General features: G+C 69.4%; 18 protein-coding genes. 11 read left to right on the top strand and 7 right to left on the bottom strand.

Annotated elements, in window-relative coordinates; all coding sequences use genetic code 11:
• Window positions 1-61: 61 nt before the first annotated feature.
• Genes CJ177_RS29710 through CJ177_RS29700 form a run of 3 tightly spaced genes read left to right on the top strand, consistent with a single transcriptional unit; the run spans window position 62 to window position 7,058 of the window.
• The gene (locus tag CJ177_RS29710; RefSeq protein ID WP_061046071.1) at window positions 62-1,513 is read left to right on the top strand and encodes a TIGR02677 family protein; all 1,452 of its coding nucleotides are present in this window, start codon (window positions 62-64) and stop codon (window positions 1,511-1,513) included.
• Window positions 1,510-2,904: a TIGR02678 family protein gene (locus tag CJ177_RS29705; RefSeq protein ID WP_005243054.1), complete on the top strand. Its 1,395-nt coding sequence runs from the start codon at window positions 1,510-1,512 to the stop codon at window positions 2,902-2,904. Before CJ177_RS29710 ends, CJ177_RS29705 begins: the two co-directional genes overlap by 4 nt.
• The gene (locus CJ177_RS29700) at window positions 2,901-7,058 is read left to right on the top strand and encodes a TIGR02680 family protein (protein ID WP_061046073.1); all 4,158 of its coding nucleotides are present in this window, start codon (window positions 2,901-2,903) and stop codon (window positions 7,056-7,058) included. Before CJ177_RS29705 ends, CJ177_RS29700 begins: the two co-directional genes overlap by 4 nt.
• A gap of 39 nt (window positions 7,059-7,097) precedes the next feature.
• On the opposite strand, the gene mshC is transcribed toward CJ177_RS29700, so the two are convergent.
• The 5 genes from mshC to CJ177_RS29675 form a co-directional block, all read right to left on the bottom strand.
• Entirely contained in the window at window positions 7,098-8,345 is a 1,248-nt protein-coding gene (gene mshC / locus CJ177_RS29695; RefSeq protein ID WP_095869268.1) for a cysteine--1-D-myo-inosityl 2-amino-2-deoxy-alpha-D-glucopyranoside ligase, read from the bottom strand.
• Between the two features lie 72 nt (window positions 8,346-8,417).
• Window positions 8,418-9,221 carry an SCO1664 family protein gene (locus CJ177_RS29690; protein WP_061046075.1) on the bottom strand — a complete coding sequence of 268 codons (804 nt, stop codon included), beginning with the start codon at window positions 9,219-9,221 and terminating at the stop codon, window positions 8,418-8,420.
• A 3-nt stretch (window positions 9,222-9,224) separates the two neighbouring features.
• Window positions 9,225-9,818 carry a DUF3090 domain-containing protein gene (locus CJ177_RS29685; RefSeq protein ID WP_005243068.1) on the bottom strand — a complete coding sequence of 198 codons (594 nt, stop codon included), beginning with the start codon at window positions 9,816-9,818 and terminating at the stop codon, window positions 9,225-9,227.
• Between the two features lie 128 nt (window positions 9,819-9,946).
• Window positions 9,947-10,645, bottom strand: coding sequence for a histidine phosphatase family protein (locus CJ177_RS29680; RefSeq protein WP_095869267.1), 699 nt, complete (start codon window positions 10,643-10,645; stop codon window positions 9,947-9,949).
• Between the two features lie 40 nt (window positions 10,646-10,685).
• Entirely contained in the window at window positions 10,686-11,531 is an 846-nt protein-coding gene (locus CJ177_RS29675; RefSeq protein ID WP_095869266.1) for an undecaprenyl-diphosphate phosphatase, read from the bottom strand.
• Window positions 11,532-11,766: 235 nt separating this feature from the next.
• On the opposite strand from CJ177_RS29675, the gene CJ177_RS29665 reads away from it, so the two are divergent.
• The 5 genes from CJ177_RS29665 (at window position 11,767) to CJ177_RS29645 (ending at window position 16,463) form a co-directional block, all read left to right on the top strand.
• Window positions 11,767-12,696 (top strand): aldo/keto reductase, encoded by a 930-nt coding sequence (locus CJ177_RS29665; protein WP_025432822.1) that lies wholly within the window; start codon window positions 11,767-11,769, stop codon window positions 12,694-12,696.
• A gap of 98 nt (window positions 12,697-12,794) precedes the next feature.
• Window positions 12,795-13,481 (top strand): heme oxygenase (biliverdin-producing), encoded by a 687-nt coding sequence (locus CJ177_RS29660; RefSeq protein ID WP_025432823.1) that lies wholly within the window; start codon window positions 12,795-12,797, stop codon window positions 13,479-13,481.
• Window positions 13,478-14,518 (top strand): hemin ABC transporter substrate-binding protein, encoded by a 1,041-nt coding sequence (locus CJ177_RS29655; protein ID WP_095869265.1) that lies wholly within the window; start codon window positions 13,478-13,480, stop codon window positions 14,516-14,518. Before CJ177_RS29660 ends, CJ177_RS29655 begins: the two co-directional genes overlap by 4 nt.
• Window positions 14,515-15,588, top strand: a complete 1,074-nt coding sequence (locus CJ177_RS29650; protein ID WP_005256362.1) for an iron ABC transporter permease — start codon at window positions 14,515-14,517, stop codon at window positions 15,586-15,588. The genes CJ177_RS29655 and CJ177_RS29650 overlap by 4 nt, the downstream gene beginning before the upstream one ends.
• On the top strand, window positions 15,585-16,463 hold the full coding sequence (locus CJ177_RS29645; protein WP_005243084.1) for a heme ABC transporter ATP-binding protein: 879 nt from the start codon (window positions 15,585-15,587) through the stop codon (window positions 16,461-16,463). Before CJ177_RS29650 ends, CJ177_RS29645 begins: the two co-directional genes overlap by 4 nt.
• A 10-nt stretch (window positions 16,464-16,473) precedes the next feature.
• Here the strand turns inward: CJ177_RS29645 and CJ177_RS29640 are convergent, their stop codons facing one another.
• The gene (locus tag CJ177_RS29640) at window positions 16,474-16,827 is read right to left on the bottom strand and encodes a hypothetical protein (RefSeq protein ID WP_005243085.1); all 354 of its coding nucleotides are present in this window, start codon (window positions 16,825-16,827) and stop codon (window positions 16,474-16,476) included.
• A 184-nt stretch (window positions 16,828-17,011) separates the two neighbouring features.
• Here CJ177_RS29640 and CJ177_RS29635 point away from each other — a divergent pair, with 184 nt between their 5' ends.
• The 3 genes from CJ177_RS29635 to CJ177_RS29625 are packed head-to-tail and all read left to right on the top strand — an operon-like array spanning window position 17,012 to window position 19,343.
• Window positions 17,012-18,022: a YncE family protein gene (locus CJ177_RS29635; protein ID WP_005243086.1), complete on the top strand. Its 1,011-nt coding sequence runs from the start codon at window positions 17,012-17,014 to the stop codon at window positions 18,020-18,022.
• A complete protein-coding gene (locus CJ177_RS29630; RefSeq protein ID WP_005243088.1) occupies window positions 18,023-18,262 on the top strand; it encodes a DUF5703 family protein in 240 nt (79 codons plus the stop codon).
• Window positions 18,263-18,272: 10 nt separating this feature from the next.
• Window positions 18,273-19,343 carry a quinone-dependent dihydroorotate dehydrogenase gene (locus tag CJ177_RS29625; RefSeq protein WP_095869264.1) on the top strand — a complete coding sequence of 357 codons (1,071 nt, stop codon included), beginning with the start codon at window positions 18,273-18,275 and terminating at the stop codon, window positions 19,341-19,343.
• 77 nt (window positions 19,344-19,420) lie between these two features.
• Here CJ177_RS29625 and CJ177_RS29620 read toward each other — a convergent pair whose 3' ends face one another.
• The gene (locus tag CJ177_RS29620; RefSeq protein ID WP_005243092.1) at window positions 19,421-19,951 is read right to left on the bottom strand and encodes a YbhB/YbcL family Raf kinase inhibitor-like protein; all 531 of its coding nucleotides are present in this window, start codon (window positions 19,949-19,951) and stop codon (window positions 19,421-19,423) included.
• Window position 19,952 lies beyond the last annotated feature (1 nt).

Below are 19,952 nucleotides of genomic sequence, written 5' to 3'. Positions count from 1 at the left end.
GTCCCCCTCGGGGCTGCGTGCAGCGCGCCCGGCGGTTGCTCCCCCTCTCCGGGACGACCGGTTGAAATTGTTCGCCTTCACCACGGCGGAGAAGCGCGCGGAGTACCTGTGGGTGCTGCGGGCCTTCGACCACGCCCGCGCCAACTACGTCGTCCTGCTGCACGCCGCCGACGTCGCCCGCATTCTGGACGGCCTCGCCGGCGACGATCCGGCCGGACAACTCGGCGCCGGAGACGTCACTCCCCTACTCGAGCAACTGCACGTCTGGGAAGTGCTCGAACGCAGCTACGACGGAACACGCGCCGCGACGCTGGCCGAATACCGGAACCGGCACTTCGTCTATCAGTTCAGCCAGGCCGGCTACCAGGTGTTCCGAGCAGTCGAGGACGCACTGGCGGCCCGGCTCGACGACGCGTCGCTGTCCCGGCTGGCACTGCCCGACCTCCTCGCCGACATGAACGACCTGGCCGCGGCGAACCGCGCGGCCGACAACGACCTGGTGTACCGGAAACTCAACCGTCTCGATGCGACGCTGTCGGACATGGCCGGACGCGCCGCCCAGTTCTACCTGACCCTGGGCGACCTCGTCCGCACCACGGAGATCACGCCGGAGACGTTCATGTCCCACAAGGACGCTCTCCTCACGCACATGCGCGAGTTCAGCTCCGACCTCTCGCGCTATGCACCGAAACTCGCGGCGGCGATCGCGCTCGTGGAAGACACCGGCGTCGAGACGATGGTGGCGCGAGCCGCCGCCAGCGACGAGCGGGTGTTCCTCAGCATCGAAGAGCGCGAAGCCGATTGGCGCGCGCGGTGGGCAGGCCTGACGCATTGGTTCGTCGGGAGCGAGGCCGGTCTCAGCGAGTCGGAACGCCTGCGCGAGGGCACGATGAGCGCCATCGCCGCCGTCCTGTCGCTGCTGCGCCGCGTCACCGAAACCCGCAAGGGTGGTGTCAGCAGGGAGAGCCAATTGCGCCACCTCGCAGGCTGGTTCGCCGCCACTCCGACCGAGGACGCCGCGCATGCGCTGTTCCGAGCCGTGTTCGACCTCGGGCGTCCGCGCCATCTGTCGATGGTGCATCCGGACGCCGACATCATTCCCGACACGCGGTCGTGGTGGGAGGCCCAGCCCGTGGAGATCTCCCGCACGCTCGCCGAGACCGGACGTCCCCCGTCGCCCGGTCTGCCCGCGCGGGTGCAGCGCAACGAGGGCAGCGTGCGCCGCCTGCGGGAGGAACAGCTGACCGCGCAACGACTTCGCGCCGCCGCCGCCCAGTCGCTCGCCCGGGGCGGAGTCTACGAGCGGGAACTCGACGAGGCCGAAACCGACGTGCTGCTGAGTCTGCTCAACGCCGCACTGACGGCGCGGGTACCGGTCAGCGGCCGCGTGAAGAGCAGCACAGGATCGGAGAACGGCGTGAAACTGACCCTCAGCCCGCACAGCGAATCGACGGTGGTGCGCACCGCCCGAGGACGTCTGCACCTCGACGGACTTCAGGTGAGCGTTCGGTGAAGGCGCGGGAGATCTCGCCGCTCGCCCTCGATTCGTATCAGCGCGCCGCCCGTGTCATCCTGTCGAATCACCTGGTGACACAGACCTATCCGGATCGCATCGCTCTTCCCCTGCTCCGCCGGTGGGCGACCGAACTACGCGACGATCTGATGACGCTCTTCGGGTACCGACTCGACGTCACCGAGACGACCGCCCGGCTGTTCACGGTGAGCGACCGACTCGACGCCGGGACGCCGGCCAAGACGGCCACCGACCGCACGTTCGACCGGTACCGCTACGCCTACCTCGCGTTGGCGCTGGCCGCGCTCGGCCGCGCCGGAAACCAGATCACCCTGTCCGAACTCGCCGATCACGTAGCCGCCGACGCCGCACAGGTCGACGGTGTGGATCTGTCCACGGAACGCGCGTCCGACCGGGACGCCTTCGTCGACGCCGTCGGCTGGCTCGCCGCCCGCGGCGCGATCGCACTCGCCGACGGTGACGCGGGAGGCTGGGCCGCCAATCCCGATGCAGGAGAAGCGCTGTACGACATCGACAGGTCCGTCGTCATCGCCCTGTTCCGGCCGCCGCGCGCACTACAGCATCTCCGGTCCATCCGCGGACTGCTTGCCGGTGCGGACTCCGTGACCGAGGACGACACCTCGGAGTTCGGGACGGCCCGGCCGGTGGACGTGAAGGAGACGGCGCGGCGAGTGCGGCGTGCCCTCGTCGAACGGCCCGTGGTCTACGCCGCCGACCTGGACGATGACGAACTGGTGCAACTCGCACTCCCCCGCACCGCAGCCGATGTCGAGTTGCTCACCGGACTGGTCGCGGAACGGCGGGAGGAGGGCGTCGCGATGATCGACTCCTCCGGACGTCTCTCCGACGTCCGGTTCCCCGGGACGGGAACGGTCGCGCAGGTCGCACTTCTGCTCGCCGGGGAGATCGCCGATCGCGTACTGGATCCCGATGCCCCGGAGACCGCCCGGATGCCGCTGCCGCGGGGCCGGTTCGACGACCTGATCGAACAGGTCGACAGCGCCATTCCGCAGTCCGGGATCTTCGACAGCCTCGCCGGCCACGACGGATTCGAGCCCGAAGACCCCGCCCCCGCAGACCGGCTGTTCCCGGTCGTCGAGGACGAGTGGATCGCCGGCACCGTCCGCACACTGACCGAACGGTTCGGGCGCACATTCGCCGCCGGGTGGCAGGCGGACCCCGACGGTCTGGGACGGGCGGCGCTGGCGCTGCTCGAGCGGCTACGCCTCACCGCGGCGGTACCGGGTGGTGTGCTCGCACTCCCGGCACTCGCCCGCTACCGGGGTGTGGTGGTCACGATCCGCGACCGCACACCCGAGATCGACCTGTTCCAGAGCTCAGCGAACGACAGCGAGGAAGTCACAGCATGACGAGTGCGCGTTTCCGGCCCACCCGCGCCGGGATCATCAACCTCTGGGACTACCGCGATCAGGAGTTCTCCTTCGCCGACGGTCGCCTCGTTCTCCGCGGTCCCAACGGATCCGGCAAGACGAAGGCCCTCGAAGTGCTGTTCCCGTTCGTATTCGACGGCAGGATCGAACCCCGGCGGCTCAATCCGTTCGCCGGCGAGGAACGCACCATGAAGTCGAACCTCCTGTACCGCGGGCAGGAGAGCGCGTACTCGTACGTCTGGATGGAATTCTGCCGCGGCGCGAAGGACGACCCCGAGGCCGTCACCGTGGGCATCGGCATGCGCGCCACCCGCACCAACGACAAAGTCACACGCTGGTACTTCGTGGCCGACGGTCGCGTCGGCGTCGACTTCTCCCTGCTCGGCAGCGACGACCGTCCGCTCACGAAGAAGCAACTGGGCGAACAGATCGGCACCGACTCCATCACCGACCGGCCGCTCGACTACCGCGCCGCCATCGACGCCCGAATGTTCGGGCTCGGCGTCCAGCGCTACGACCAGCTGATCAACCTCATCCTCACGCTCCGGCGGCCCCAGCTCGCGAAGAACCTCGACCCCAAGGGACTGTCGCAGGCACTCACCGACGGTCTGCGACCGCTCGACGAGCAACTGGTTCTCGAGGCCGCCCGCTCGTTCAGCGACATGGAGGAGGTCGGCCGAGCACTCGAGGGGCTGGCCGCGGCGGACCAGGCGGCACAGAGCTTCGTCGGCGTGTACGCGAAATACCTTCGCCAGCAGGCGCGTACGGACGTCGACCACCTCGCGACCCGCCTGGAGGCCGTCCGATCCGGTATCGCCGCCCTCCATGGGGCGGCAGCGGACCGGGCGCGCAGCCAGGAGAGCCGAGCGGCCGCAGAGGAACGCTTCACCGCCGCCGAACGCGCACTCGACCAGGCCAATGCCACCCTGGACGCGCTGAAGCGGTCGACGGCATACGAGGGACGGACACAACTCGACGACCTCGCGCAGGCCGTCTCGACACTCGAGAAATCGACCGAACTGCAGGCCGAGAAGGCACGCAAGGCCAAGGCGACCCTCGAACAGCGAGCCGAGGAACACGACAAGGCCGGTGACGCCGTCGCCCGCGCCGTCGAGGCGCTCACCCACGCCGAAGACGAACTTCACCTCGCCGCCGAGGACGCGGGAATCACCTGGACCGCACTCCCCGAGAACGCGCGCACCGACCAGCTGACCGCGGCGCTGCGCGGGCACACCGAAGAACGGGACGGCGACATCCGCGCGGTCCGGGCCGCACTCGCCACCGTCGAGAGGGCCGCCACCGAACGGACCAGGGCCGACGAGGCGGCACGCCGCGGCCAGGAGCAACTCGACACCGCGAAGGTGGCCGTTCTCGAAGCCGAGACGGCGGTCGAATCGGCCCGCAGCCGGTGCGCCACCGAACTCCGGTCCTGGTGGACGGAACAGTCGTCCCTCTACGCCGAGATCGACACGCCCGCTTCACTGTTCGAGGCCCTGGACACCGCCCTCGGCCTGATAGGCGACGACGACGCCGCCACCCTGTCGGAGACGCTGACCGAACAGACGACGGACGCCGTCGACGCGCTCCGGCTGCGTCGTCAGCAGTACGACCGCGACGTCGCCGCCGCCGAGGAGGCGATCGCCGAACACGAATCCGCCCGTGCGGCCATCGAATCCGAGCACGACGACGCCCCGCCGCTCTCGGCCGCCCGGCAGGACGCCCGGTCCCGGCTGACCGGTGCACCGCTGTGGCGTCTGGTCCGCTTCACCGACAGTGTCGACGCTGCCGCGGCGGCAGGAATCGAGGCCGCACTGCAGGCCGCGAATCTCCTCGACGGCTGGGTGCCCGTCGACGACGCACTCCCCGACGTCGAATCCGAACAGTTCCTCGTGGCCCTTCCGGCCGCGGATCGGCCCACCGGCAAGACCCTCGCCGACGTTCTCGAGGTCGAACAAGACACGGGCGTTCCCGACGATCGCGTGCGCGGGATCCTCGAATCCATCGCCCTCGAATCCCTCGACCTGCCCGAAGGTCCGGTCGGTGTCGCCGAAGACGGTGCGTACCGGCAGGGAATCCAGCGGGGACGCCACACGAAATCGGACGCCGAGTACATCGGAACCACCGCACGGGCCCGCAGGCGCGCCACCCGTATCGCCGAACTCGACAGGATCCTCGAGGAAACCCGGGCGACTCTCGACGAGACCCGTGCGGCCGCGGATGCGGCAGCGGCGCTGCTGTCGCGGACCACCGCGGCGGCGCAGGCCCTGCCCCGCACCGGATCGATCCTCACGGCGCTGAAGAAGGTCACCGAATCCGCAGGCGCACTCCGCAGCCGCTCCGACACGGCGACAGCGGTCGGTCGCGAACTCGACCAGGCCATCGCCGACCTGTCCGCGAAGGAGAAGCAGCTCCGGGCCACTGCGTCCACGCACCGGACTCCCCACGTCGCCCGCGAGATCGACTCGCTCGCCGCGTCCGTCCGGCATTTCGAGAAGCAGGGCGAGATGGTGCAGCGGTGCAGGCGCGAACACGCCAAGGAGGTGGAGCACACCCGCGAGTCCGAAGACCGACTGCACGAGGCGCGCGGCAGCGCGGAGGAGTTCGCGGAAGAAGCTGCCATCGCCGAAGAGGTTCTCGCGCAACAGGTCCAACGCCTCGAGACGCTGCGCGACACGCTGGGAGCGGGGGCCGAGCAACTGGACCGGCAGCTCGAGGAGGCGCACACGCGGATCGAGGCGTGCAAGAAAGAGCAGCGCGACGCCCGCAAGGCGGACAAGGACGCGGGTGAGGCCATCGGTAAAGCCGAGGGCGCGTACAACACCGCCGTCCAGACGCTCCGGCTGGCGCTCACCGAAACGCACGCCGACGCCGCCCGCCTCGCCCCGTATGCCAGGCGCGACCTACTCGAACTCCTCGGCGTCGACGGCGGCCACACCTGGCCGGCGAGCTCGGCGGCGTGGATGAGTGCCGAACAGCTGGTGTATCGCATCCAGAACGCCGAAGGCGACACCCCGATCCTGCCGCCCGAAGTGGATGCGCTGTTCCACGCACTGGACGGCGCCACCGAATCGGTGCGGGTCAGCGACTCGGCGCGCAAGTCGACGCGCACCGCGCTCACCACCGCGCTGCAGGATTTCGACGCACAATTGGCGGCCGCCGGCCAGGACTACCGGTTGCAGTGGGACGCCCCGGACGGCGTGACCGTGGTGCAGGTGCAGGACGACGAGGGTTACTCATCGATCGGCGAGTTCGCCGCCCGCATCGCGTCCGCTCGCTCCGATCAGGAATTGCTGCTCACCGAATCCGAGCGTCGCATCCTGGAGGACGCGCTGCTCACGGGTCTCGCACAGCAGATCCACGAACGGACCGTCGACGCCCGCGAACTCATCGCCAGGATGGGCACCGAGATGCGGGAGCGGCGGATGTCGTCCGGCAACACCATCGGTGTCCACTGGGTGCTCGCCGACAACCTCGACGACAGTGCGAAGGCGATCTCCAAACTGCTCGAGCGCGACACCTCGGCGCTGGGGCCGGACGAGCTCGCCACGATGCGCGCCCACTTCGCCCACCAGATCAGGACCGCCCGCGCCGCGCACCCGGAGCGTTCGTACCCGGAGATCCTGGCGTCCGCCCTCGACTACCGGCGGTGGCGGGTGTTCTCGTTCACCCTGATCAGCGGCAACGGCAACGAGGACCGGCTGACCGTCGCCCGGCACAGCGCACTCTCCGGCGGCGAGCAGTCCGTCTCGCTGCACCTGCCGTTGTTCGCCGCAGCGCACGTCATGCTCGATTCGGCAGACCCCCATGCACCGCGACTGCTGGCGCTGGACGAGGCGTTCGCCGGCGTCGACGACAACGGCCGCGCCGAACTGCTCGGCCTCAGCGTGCAATTCGACCTCGACCTGTTCATGACCGGGTTCGACCTGTGGATCACGTACGGCGGCGTGCCGGGGTGTGCGCACTACGATCTGGCGCACTCGACGGCCGAGCAGAGTGTCAGCGCCACGCTGCTCGTGTGGTCGGATGGCGAACTGCTCGCCGAACACGACGGCACCGACCTGGCGCAGGCGCTCGGTTCGCCCCTGCGCCGGCGCGTCCCGACGCCCGCGGAGGGTGCCTTCGAGTTCGCCTGACCCGTGAGTACTTATTAACCGCGGGCGGTTGAGAAGTACTCACGGGCGCCGGAGGCGCACACCGAGCAGGGCGTCCACGGCGGCGGCGAATTCGCCCGGCGCGTTCGCGTCCGAGCCACCGTTGTCGAGGGCGCGACGGGCCCAGCCGTCGAGGGCGTCGAGCGCCTTCGGGGTGTCGAGATCGTCCGCGAGATGCTGGCGCAGCCGGGCGATCGTGTCGGTGGCCGACTGCGCGGACTCGAGTGCGGCGGCGTCCTTCCACAGCTTCAGCCGGGTATGGGCGTCGGCGAGAACCTGCTCGGTCCACGGGCGGTCCTGCCGGTAGTGCCCGGACAGCAGTCCGAGGCGGATGGCGGCCGGGTCGACCCCCTCGCCGCGCAGCTTCGACACGAACACGAGGTTGCCGCGGCTCTTCGACATCTTCTCGCCGTCGAGACCGATCATGCCGGTGTGCACGTAGTGGCGGGCGAAGCGACGGTCGCCCGTGGCCGACTCGGCGTGCGCCGCGGAGTACTCGTGGTGCGGGAAGATCAGGTCGCTGCCGCCGCCCTGCACGTCGAAACCCGAGCCGATGCGGTTGAGGGCGATGGCCGAACACTCGATGTGCCAGCCGGGGCGCCCTGGGCCGAACGGCGACGGCCAGGACGGTTCGCCCGGGCGAACCGCACGCCACACCAGGGCGTCGAGGGGATCTTCCTTGCCGGGGCGGTCAGGGTCACCGCCGCGTTCGGCGAAGAACTTGTCCATCGTCTCGCGGTCGTAGCCGGACTCGTACCCGAACTGCTCCGTCGCTTTGGCGCGGAAGTAGACATCGGGGAACTCGGGGTCGTCGACGACGTAGGCGGCGCCGGACGCGACGAACTTCTCGACCATCTCGATCACTTCGCCGATCGACTCCACCGCGCCGATGTAGTCGCGCGGGGGCAGCACCCGGAGGGCTTCCATGTCTTCGCGGAACAGCGCGGTCTCGCGCATGCCGAGGACGACCCAGTCCTCGCCGTCGCGGTTTGCGCGCTCGAACAGCGGGTCGTCGACGTCGGTGACGTTCTGGACGTAGTGCACGTCGTGCCCGGCGTCACGCCAGATCCGGTTCACCAGGTCGAACGTCAGGTATGTGGCCGCGTGACCGAGGTGGGTGGCGTCGTAGGGGGTGATACCGCACACGTACATCGTGGCCGTGCGCCCGGGAGTGACGGGACGAACCTGCCGGTCAGCGGTGTCGAACAACCGCAGCGGAGGCCCCTGGCCTGGAACGGACGGGACAGCGGTTTCGGACCAAGACTGCATGACAGCGAGCCTAGTGGACCCGCGTTTCCGCCTCGGAGGGAGCCGCCGCCCGCAGGCCGCTGATCGGGTCCGTCAGAACGCGGGCCACGGGATGGGCCGATGACCGTTCGGCCGGGGCATCACCGGCGCCGCGAGGAGGTCCACGGCACGTTCGTACAGGGCGGCGACCTCGTCGGACGTGATGTGCTCACCCAGGCGCGTACCGAAGTCGCCCTCGAGCGAGGAGATCAGTTCGGCGATGTCGACGACGAGGGCACCCGGCACCTCCGTCCCGGCCCACCCCCACAACACGGTCCGCAGCTTGTTCTCCGTGTGCAGGCAGATGCCGTGGTCGACGCCGTAGACGGAACCGTCGAGCCCCTCGAGTGCGTGGCCGCCCTTGCGGTCGGCGTTGTTGATCAGCACGTCGAGAACCGCCATCCGCTGCAGCCGCGGGTCGTCGGCGTGGATGAGCGCGACCGGTTCGCCGTCCATGTCGGTGGCGCGCAGGATCTCGAACCACCCCTCGGGGACGGCGTCGGGGGCGCAGATGTCGACGAGGTCGAGACCGCCGGGGTCGTCGGCGTGCCGGTCGGGGGTGTCGACCCACCGCTGCACCATCCCCGGGCCGAACGGACCGTCCCGCAAGAGAGTGCGGGGAATCACACCCCATCCGAGCTGCTCGGACACGAGGTACGACGCGTATTCACGTCCGGCGAGCGTGCCGTCCGGGAAGTCCCACAACGGACGCTCCCCGCGGACCGGCTTGTACACGCAGCGGACGGTGTTCTCGCCCTCGACCGCGTCGCACACCAGGGTGGCGTTACTGGCGTGGGTGATCTGGCCGATGAGGGTCAGCTCGCCGGACTCCAGAGGATCGGACTCCTCGGCAGTCAACCGTCAGTCCTCCTCGTCCATCTCCGGGGTGAGGCCGAAGCTCTGGCCGCGGCGGTACCCGTTGGTCCGGATGCAGATGTGCCCCTCCGGGGCCAGCGGCTCACCGCACAGCGGGCACGGCGCGCGCCCGGCGGCGATGACCCGCTCGGACCGCAACGAGAAGTCCCGCGCCTGCAACGGGGTGAGGAACACGCGCACGGCGTCCGGTCCGTCCTCGGAGTCGTCGAGTACGACGGACTCGTCGAACTCCGTTTCGCTGACGGCGAGCAGTTCCACCACGACGGCTCCGGCGTCCGCGTCCCACCCCAGGCCCATCGTGCCGACCCGGAACTCGGCGTCGATCGGGGTGACGAGGGGGCTCGCGTCGTCGAGTTCGGCCCCCTCCGGGGGAACCTCCGTCCCGAACCGGCGGTGCACTTCCTCGAGGAGGAGCCCCATCCGGTCGGCCAGTACCTGGACCTGCTGTTTCTCCAGCAGGACGCTGATCACTCGCGCCTCGTGTACTGCCTGGAGATAGAACGACCTGTCGCCGGGCTCACCCACCGTCCCGGCAATGAATCGGTCAGGAGTGCGGAATACGTGAATTGCGCGTGACATTGCACCTCCTTCAGCTGGAGCCGGGCCCTACTGCGGCGCTGCCCACTCGTTGTTCCGTCTCGGACTGTTCCTCGCAGCATGTTGCGTTCATTATCCGTCAATCGTCACCAGCGGGGTCCGCCTAATACTCACAGGCGGACCTCCCCGCCGGGCACCGATCCGGATACTTCGGCGCGGGCGCCGTCTCCGGACACCGGTGGCGTGTTCACTCCGGACAGATCGGCCCCGGTGTCGTTCATCTTCAGCACGTACGGACGGGTGGAGGTGTACCGGACGACGCTGATCGAGGCCGGCTCGGCGACGATCCGTTGGAATCCGTCGAGGTGCGCGCCGAGAGCGTCCGCGAGGACCGACTTGATGACGTCGCCGTGCGAGCACGCCACCCACACGACGTCGCGGCCGTGCAGTTCCGCGAGCCGCGCGTCGTGCTCGCGGACCGCGGCGACGGCGCGCGCCTGGACCTGCGCCAGACCTTCCCCTCCCGGGAACACCGCGGCCGACGCGTGCTGCTGCACGATCTTCCACAGCGGTTCCTCGAGCAGGACCTTCAGCTCGCGACCCGTCCACTCGCCGTAGTCGACCTCGACCAGCCGATGTTCCACCACGGGGGTCAGGCCCCGGGCCCGGGCGAGCGGTTCCATGGTCTGCTCGCACCGCAGGAGCGGCGAATGCACGATCTCCTCGATCGCCACGTCGGCGAGCCGGGACACGATGGCCTGCGCCTGCTCGCGGCCGCGGTCGTCGAGTTCGACTCCCGGTGACCGGCCGGCAAGCGTGTGTGCAGTGTTCGAGGTCGACCGCCCGTGGCGCAGCAGCACAACTGTCATTGGCCCAGCCTAGTGTCGTGCACTCCCCGGCCGCCCGATCTCAGGTGGCCGACACGACGCCGGTCGCGAGAAGCGACAGGACGATCACGCCGAGGATGATGCGGTAGCCGACGAACCAGTACATCGAGTGGTCGACGACGAAACGGAGCAGCCACGCGATCGACGCGTAGCCGATGGCGAACGCGATCGCGGTGGCGACGAGGAGCTGCGGGCCGCTCGCGTTGAGACCTTCACCGGCCGGTTCGAAGGCGTCCGGCAGGCTGAACAGCCCGGACGCGACGACCGCGGGGATGGCGAGGAGGAAGGAGTAGCGCGCCGCGGCTTCGCGGGTGAGTCCGAGGAACAGGCCGGCGCTGATCGTGCCGCCCGACCGCGAGACGCCCGGGATCAGGGCGAGCGCCTGGGCCGAACCCATGATGATGCCGTCCTTGGCGCGCAGGTCCTCGACGGGACGCACCTTCCGCCCGTAGTACTCGGCCGCCGCGATGACCAACGCGAACACGATCAGCATGGTGGCGATCAGCCACAGGTTGCGGGCACCGGTGCGGATCTGGTCCTTGAACAGGAAGCCGAGCACACCCACCGGGATCGTGCCGATGATCACATACCAGCCCATCCGGTAGTCGAGGTCACCGCGATGCTCGGGGTGAAACAGTCCCCGGAACCACCCGGCGATGATTCGTCCGATGTCGCGGGCGAAGTAGATGAGCACCGCGGCTTCCGTGCCGAGCTGGGTGACGGCGGTGAAGGACGCACCGGCGTCGTCTCCGAAGAAGACCTCCGACACGATCCGGAGATGGCCGGACGAGGAGATCGGCAGGAACTCGGTCAATCCCTGGACGGCACCGAGGACAATCGCCTGGAGCCAGGACATCGCCTCGCCCATCACTCACCGGTCCCGAGGTCGAATGTGCCGCTCTGACGCCAATTTCCCATGTCGCGTTCGTAATTCACCGGCGCCACGGTACCGGGGAGGGTGACCTCCGGCAGAATCCGGCGTGGCAGGACCCCTGCCACGCGATACCCCACTACTCTGCACCTGTGGTGGCCGGTTCCGGGGGGCACCAGCATCTTCGGGGGCGACGCCGGGGTTGCAGCTACGGTACGAGACGCAGGCGGTTATGGAACAGAGATCGGTCGGAGCAAGCGGGTTGCGAGTGTCACGGCTCGGCCTGGGCACGCTCACGTGGGGTCGGGACACGGACGGCGACGAGGCGGCGGCGCAGATCGCGGCGTTCGTCGATGCGGGCGGAACGCTCGTCGACACCTCGCCCGCGTACGGCGACGGTGTGGCGCAGCGGATCCTGGCGGAACTGCTCGACGACGTGGTGCCGCGAACGGAACTCGTCCTGAGCTCGAGTTCCGGGATCAACCCGTCGGGTCCCTCGCGGATCGACTGCTCGCGACGGGGTCTCGTCGCCCAGCTCGACGCCACCCTGCGCGAGCTCGGCACCGACTACCTGGACATGTGGCAGGTCGCCACGTGGGATCCGTTCACGCCGGTCGACGAGGTCGCCGCCACACTCGATTTCGCGGTGGCGAGCGGCCGGGTCCGGTATGTCGGGGCGCGGGGTTACCTCGGGTGGCAGCTGGCCACCGCGGCAGGCGCGTCCCGCGGCACCACGCTCGTCGCCACCCAGGTGGAGTACTCGCTGCTCGCCCGGGGAGTCGAGGAAGAACTCGTTCCGGCCGCGGTGCATCACGGGATCGGTGTGTTCGCTGCCGTGCCGCTCGCCCGCGGGGTCCTGACCGGCAAATACCGCAACGGCATCCCCGTCGATTCACGCGGTGCCGACGACGCGCACGCGCAGGACGTCCAGAGTTACCTGACCGACTCCTCCGTCCGGGTGGTCGACGCGGTCGTGACCGCGGCCGACGGGCTCGGCACCTCCCCGCTGGCCGTCGCGCTCGCGTGGGCGCGCGACCGTCCGGGTGTCGCGAGCGCGGTCGTCGGGGCCAGAGACATTGCACAGCTGACCGGTGTGCTCGTTGCCGAGGAACTGGAGTTGCCCGCCGCGATCGCGGCGGCGCTCGACGACGTCAGCGCCTAGCGTGTACAGGAGCCGGCAGACGTGCACCTGCAGTTCACGTGCAGGGCAGGCTAACCTGGTGCTCACCGGCCGACGCCCGTAGATCTGCAGGAGAGTCCATGACCACGCTGAACGAGGCCGACGCGGCCGATCGCCGAACCGTCGGCTTCGCCGAGCGCATCAAGGCCGGGACGGACGCCGCTCACCGGGAGACCGAGCAGTCCCGGTTCGTCGGGGCCCTCCTCGCCGGTGAACTCACCTCGGACGGCTACGCCGAACTGCTCGCGCAGACCTACCTCGTCTACCGCGAACTCGAGGACGCCGGGCGCACCCACACCGGCAACCCCGTCGCGTCGCCGTTTCTGCACGACGAACTGCTGCGGGTTCCGTCGCTGGAAGCGGATCTCGAATTCCTGCGCGGGCCGTCGTGGCGCGAGACGGTGTCCGCGCTGCCCGCCACCACCCGCTACGTGGAGCGGCTCCGCGAGGTGGCGTACGAGTGGCCCGCCGGTTTCGTTGCGCACCACTACATCCGGTACATGGGAGACCTGTCGGGTGGGCAGATCATCCGGCGCATGCTCGAACGCGCCTACGGGTACACCACCGACGGCCTGCAGTTCTACATCTTCGGCGAGATCCCGAAACCGAAGGTGTTCAAGGACACCTACCGCGCGAAACTCGACGCCGCGCCCCTGACTCCGGAGGACCAGCAACGGGTGATCGACGAGGTCAACCTTGCCTACCGTCTCAACGGCGACCTGTTCGCCGCCCTCGAAGCGGACATCGACCGGTACCTCGCACGATGAGATCGGTGTTCCGGACCCGCACGGACAGGTCGCTGTTCGCCGTCCTCGTCCTGCTTCTCGTGTCCGCGGTGGGGGTGTCGGCCTGCGCTTCCGGCGCCGGTGACAGCGCCGGCGGCACCGGCGGTGCGCGCACGGCGGTCCTCGACGACCTGAATCCCGAACCTCTCGCGTCCCCCGCCACGCCGGTGCTGCCCGTCACGGTCCGCAGTTTCGACGGGGTGGACGTGACGATCACGGACGCGAGCCGGATCGTGACCGCGGACCGCTACGGAACGCTCACCGAGACGGTCTTCGCGCTCGGACTCGGCGACAACGTGGTGGGCCGGGACATCGCCTCCGAGTTCCCGGCCGCACAGGACGTGCCGGTGGTGACCCCGGGCGGGCAGTCCCTCAACGCCGAGGCCATCCTCGACCTGGCTCCGACGGTGATCCTCACCGACACCAGCATCGGACCGCAGGCCGTGCAGGATCAGCTGCGGGCCGCCGGTGTTCCGGTCGTCTTCTTCGATCCGACGCGGACCCTCGAGGGTGTGCCCGGCCAGATCACGGCGGTGGCGAATGCGCTCGGTGTGCCCGAGCAGGGCCGCGAACTCGCGGCCCGCACCGAGAGTGAGATCGCGGCCGCCCGGAGTCGCGCCCCGCAGGGCGACGAGCCGCTGAAGATCGCGTTCCTCTATCTGCGCGGCACCGCGATCACCATGATCGGCGGTCCGGGGTCGGGCGCCGACTCGCTGATCGACGCGCTCGGCGCCGTCGACGCGGGCACCGCATCGGGCATCACGCAGCAGTTCGCGCCGATCACCAGCGAGGCCCTGATCGCCGCCGCCCCCGACGTCCTCCTGATGATGACGGGCGGGCTCGAATCGATCGGCGGCATCGAGGGACTCGAGAAGATCCCCGGCGTGGCGCAGACTCCGGCGGGCAAGAACCGGCGCGTCGTGGACATGCAGGACGGGGTGCTGCTCAGCTTCGGCCCCAACACGGGCCGTGTTCTCGGCGCGTTGGCCGACGCCGTCTACCCGACCACCAATCCATGACCGTCGAAGACCTCCGCGCTCCGGGTAAGCCTTCCTCACGTACTCGAACCGGTGCCGTCCTCGGCGGCCTGCTGATCGCCCTCGTTGTCGCCGCCGTTTTCTCGGCCTGCATCGGACAGGTGCCGACCGGACCCGGAGAGGTTCTCGGCAGCATCCTGCACCGCATCGGCCTGGATCTCGGACCGATGCCCGCGCACCCCAGCGGTGAGGTGACGCTGTGGGAGGTCCGGTTCCCGCGGGTGGTCCTCGCCATCCTGGTCGGGGCGGCGCTCGGATGCGCGGGTGCGCTGCTGCAGGGTGTGTTCGCCAACCCGCTCGCCGAACCGGGTGTCATCGGGGTGTCGGCCGGCGCCGCGGTCGGCGCCAGCGCCGCCATCGTGGTCGGCGGCGCGTTCGCGGCCGGGTGGACGGTGGCCGCGGCCGCCTTCGTCGCCGGACTGATCACCACCGTCGCCGTCTACGTCCTCGCCCGGCACGAGGGCCGCACCGAGGTGGTCACCCTCGTCCTCACCGGTGTGGCGGTCAACGCGTTCGCCGGCGGCCTCATCGCCTTCTTCACGTTCGTCGCGTCCCCTGCGGCGCGCGATCAGATCGTCTTCTGGCAACTCGGCAGCCTCAACGGGGCCACCTGGAACGCGGTCGCGGTGGTGGCGCCGATGACTGTCGCCGGGATCGCCGCCACGATGATGATCGCCGGGAAACTCGACCTGCTGTCCCTCGGCGAGAGCGCGGCCCGGCACCTCGGCCTCGACGTCGAGCGGCTGCGTCAGATCGCCGTGCTGATCGTCGCCCTGCTCGTCTCGTCCAGCGTCGCCTTCACCGGCATCATCCTGTTCGTCGGACTGGTGGTCCCGCACCTGATGCGCATCGCCGTCGGGCCCGGCCACCGGGCCCTGATTCCGGCGAGCGCGCTGTGCGGCTCGCTCGTGCTGCTCCTCGCCGACCTGGGCGCCCGATCGCTCGTGGCGAACGCGGACCTCCCGCTCGGCATGCTGACAGCCCTCGTCGGCGGGCCGTTCTTCTTCTGGTTGCTGCGCCGCACCCGGGCCAGCCAGGGCGGGTGGGCATGAGTCCGGCATCCCGCCCTCTCCGCACCCGCATCGGCGAAGCCATCGAGCAGAGCCTGTTCCGACGGACCGACCCGATGCCCCCGCCGCGCTCCTCGGGGGCCGTGACGCTGCGGGCGGACGGCATCGCGGTCACCCGCGGGGGCAGGCCCGTGCTCGAGGACGTCTCCGTGGACGTGCGGATCGGGGAGGTCCTCGTTCTCGTCGGCCCCAACGGGGCGGGCAAGTCGACGCTCCTCGCGGCGCTGTCGGGCGATCAGGACGTGCATTCGGGAACCGTGCACCTCGACGACCGGACCCTCGGCGACTGGACGACGCTCGAGATGGCTCAGCGCCGGGCGGTCCTCCCCCAGCAGAACACGGTCGGATTCTCGTTCACCGCCCGTCAGGTGATCACGATGGGCCGCTCACCGTGGGCACGCACACCCCGCTCCGACGACGACGCCGCCGCGATCGCCGAGGCCATGCGGATCTGCGACGTCGTGGCGTTCGCCGACCGGCCGTTCACGGCGTTGTCGGGTGGCGAACGTGCGCGGGTGGCACTGGCGCGGGTGCTGGCGCAGCGCACCGAGACGATCCTGCTCGACGAGCCCACTGCCGCCCTCGACCTCGGCCACCAGGAAACCGTGATGCGTCTCGCCCGGTCCCGTGCGGAGCAGGGCACCGCGGTGGTGGTCGTCCTCCACGACCTCGCGCTCGCCGCCGCGTACGCGGACCGGATCGTGGTCCTCGAGCAGGGACGTGTCGCCGCCGACGGGCCTCCCGCCGACGTCCTGTCCGAGGACCTGCTGACCCGGGTGTACGGGCACCCCGTCGAGGTCATCGAGCACCCGGTGACCGGTGCGACCCTCGTCCTCCCCCGCCGCGATCAGCGCTAGACCGCGGGATTCACAGCCCGTCGATGACCGCCCCGAGACGGCTGAGCACCGCACGCACGGTGATCCCGTCCTCCGGCCCTGCCACGTGCGAATCGGGATCGGACACGGCATCTCTCACGACGGCGACGATGCTGCGTTCATCGGTCAGGTCGATCTCCCGGACCGAGCGCCGCGCCGACGCCACGATGTCGTCCGGAGCCGGAACCTCTGTTTCGACGTCGGCGCGGTAGACCTCGACGTGCATCGTGCTCTTGCGCACCCGGAATGCGTAGGAGTTACCTTCTGCGGTCCGGCCGAAGCCGTGTGCGTGCGGTCCTACCGAGATGTCTTCGACGGTGAACGTCGGTGTTTCGGGTATTTCCACGGTCTTCTCCTCGATGACCTGGGCCGGCGATCGGGAAACCGCCGGGCGCGGGGTCGATGTTTCTCACGGTATCGCCTCGGCACCCGCTCGGCACCGACCGCGTTCGTGGGCGTTTCGCGGATCAGGGATGCTTGTGGGCAGTTGTGCAGGTGTAGGTCGATGAGAGAACCCCGAGGAGCAGCACATGGGTAGACCGGGAGCGCGCGTCGTCGCCTCGTGTATCGGAGTGGCATTTCTACTGGTCACGGGTTGTTCGTCGAACTCCGACGAGGATCAGGCGATCACGATCGCGCCCGCGAGTGCCGCACAGTCCCCGGCCCAGAACACCACGCCCGCCGGTGTCGTCCACCCGGTCGGCCTGCCGATCGAATCCACCACATTCGACACCGAGACCCGCACGACCGTCGTCCTGGGCGGCGAAGGCAACCAGATCCTGCTGTTCCCGGCCGGCGATTTCACGGCGCCTCCACGGGTGATTCCGCTGGACGACACCGTCGCCCAGGTCTCCCTCGCCCCCGGTGGTGTGGCGTTACTCGCCATGAACACGCAGGTAGGACGCCTGGACCTGCGCACGGGCGAGCTGACGTTCGTCCCGGCCGACGGCGACGTCCGGTCGGTCGCCCAACTGCCCGACGGGCGGCTGGCGATGGGCCTGGGAAATGGCGAGATTCACATCGTGAACACCGAGACGAACGAGTCACAGGTGATCGGCGGCCTCACATCCGTCGACGGGCTTGCCGTCGTCGGCGACTCGCTCACCGCGCTCGACCGTGGTCAGACGTCCGTCACCGCCATCGACGTCCCCGCTGCCGCGCTCGGTGTCGCGCTGCGCGCCGGGGAAGGCGCGACGCAGCTCACGACCGATCACTACGGACGGATCCTCGTCACCGACACCACCGGCGACGAACTGCTCGCCTACACCACCGACACACTGATGCTCCGCCAGCGGTTCCCCGCCGGGCTCGCGCCGTACGCCGTCGCTTACGACGACACCGCCGACCGGGCGTGGGTCACGCTGACCGAGACCAACGAAGTGGTGGGATTCGACCTGTCGAGCGGTGTCGGCGTGGAAACGGCACGGTATCCCACCGTCCGGCAGCCGAACTCTGTCACTGTGGATACCGTGAACGGTGACCTCCTGATCGGTTCCGCGACGGGAGACGGCCTGCAGCAGATCCCGACGAGGAGTTCGTAGATGGCATCGCATTCACGTCGACTCCCCTCCGGGTGGGAGATCGAATCCGAGGACTTCGAGTACGTGCCGCTCCGGCTGCCACCCGATGTCACCCGTATCAGCGCTTCGATGAGGTTGGCCATCCAGGCGGAGTTCGGTGGCTGGGAGCTGTCCCGAGTCCGCCTGTACTCCGACGGAAGCCGCCGTGTGCTGCTCAAACGAAGGAAGACCGCTCATCATGTCCCCGACCCCGCAATCTAGGGAGACCTCCTTGTACCACCTGCTCTTACGGGTGATGTTCCGCGTTCCTCCGGAGCGGATTCATCACCTGGCCTTCGCTGCGATGCGCCTGGTCACGCGGTTCTCACCGCTGCGTCAGCTCGTCGGCAAGGTTCTCGTCGTGGACGATCCGGTACTGCGGAACACCGTGTTCGGACTCGACTTCCCGGCACCGCTCGGACTGGCCGCCGGGTTCGACAAGGATGCGACCGGCGTCGACGCGTGGGGTCCCCTCGGCTTCGGGTTCGCCGAGGTGGGCACCGTCACCGCCCAGGCCCAGCCCGGCAACCCGGCTCCCCGCCTGTTCCGGCTGCCCGCGGACCGCGCCCTGATCAACCGGATGGGTTTCAACAACCACGGCGCAGGCAATGCCGCCAACCACCTCCGTCAGCGCCGGGCCGGTGTCCCGATCGGCGCGAACATCGGCAAGACCAAGATCGTCGACGCCGCGGACGCTCCGGCCGATTACACGGCGAGCGCGCAACTTCTGGGCCCGCTGGCCGATTTCATGGTGGTCAACGTCAGCTCACCGAACACCCCGGGACTGCGGGACCTGCAGGCCGTCGAATCTCTCCGGCCTCTCCTGCGTGCCGTTCTCGACTGCGTGACCGTCCCGGTTCTGGTGAAGATCGCCCCCGACCTGTCCGACGACGACGTCGACGCGGTCGCGGATCTCGCGCTCGAACTCGGCCTGGCCGGCATCGTCGCGACCAACACCACCATCCGCCGAGACGGGCTGAACACCCCGGACGACGAGGTGTCCGCGATCGGCGCGGGCGGGTTGTCGGGACCTCCGGTCGCCGAACGATCCCTCGAGGTCCTCCGCCGCCTGCACGCGCGGGTAGGTAATCGCCAGGTGTTGATCTCCGTCGGCGGCATCGAGACGGTCGACCAGGCGTGGGAACGGATCCTGGCCGGGGCGTCTCTCGTGCAGGGTTACACCGGCTTCATCTACGGCGGGCCGTTCTGGGCTCGCCGCATCCACAAGGGGCTGGCCCGGAAGGTGCGCGAGGCCGGCTACTCCTCCGTCGCCGATGCGGTCGGCGCCGGCGCCGTGCGCTGACACGGACCGTACACAGACCGGTGGCCGGCGAATCCCGAGGATTCGCCGGCCACCCGTGTCTTCCTTCAGCTACCGAGCTACTGCTCGTACGTCCCCTGGATCTTCGCGCGAGCGATCGCATGCGAGAACAGGTTGAAACCCAGGAACGCCGGCGTCGAGTCGGCCGTGACCCCGTCGAGAGTCTCCACGTCGAGCGCGTGGACCACGAAGATGTAGCGGTGCGGTCCGTGCCCTTCCGGCGGGGCCGCGCCGAGGAAACGACGCAATCCGGCGTCGTTCTTCAGCGTGATCGCACCGCTCGGGAGCCCGGTTCCGTCGTCGTCGCCTGCGCCGCTCACCAGCGTGGTCGTGTCGGCCGGAATGTTGGCGACCGCCCAGTGCCAGAATCCGGACGCCGTCGGCGCGTCGGGGTCGTACACCGTCACCGCGAAGCTCTTGGTCTCGGCGGGGAACCCCGACCACGACAGCTGCGGTGAGTTGTCGTAGCCGCCGGCGCCGAAGATTCCGCTGACCTGTTCCTTGTTCAGCGGCTGTCCGTCGGTGACGTCGGTGGAGGTCAGCTCGAAACTCGGCAGGTCGGGAAGTGCCTCGTACGGGTCGTGTGACATG

It is taken from the genome of Rhodococcus sp. ACPA1, assembly GCF_002300195.1.
In the GTDB taxonomy this organism is placed as follows: domain Bacteria; phylum Actinomycetota; class Actinomycetes; order Mycobacteriales; family Mycobacteriaceae; genus Rhodococcus_F; species Rhodococcus_F opacus.
The sequence above is the reverse complement of the archived record's forward strand: the minus strand, read 5'-3'. Positions and strand labels throughout refer to the sequence as shown.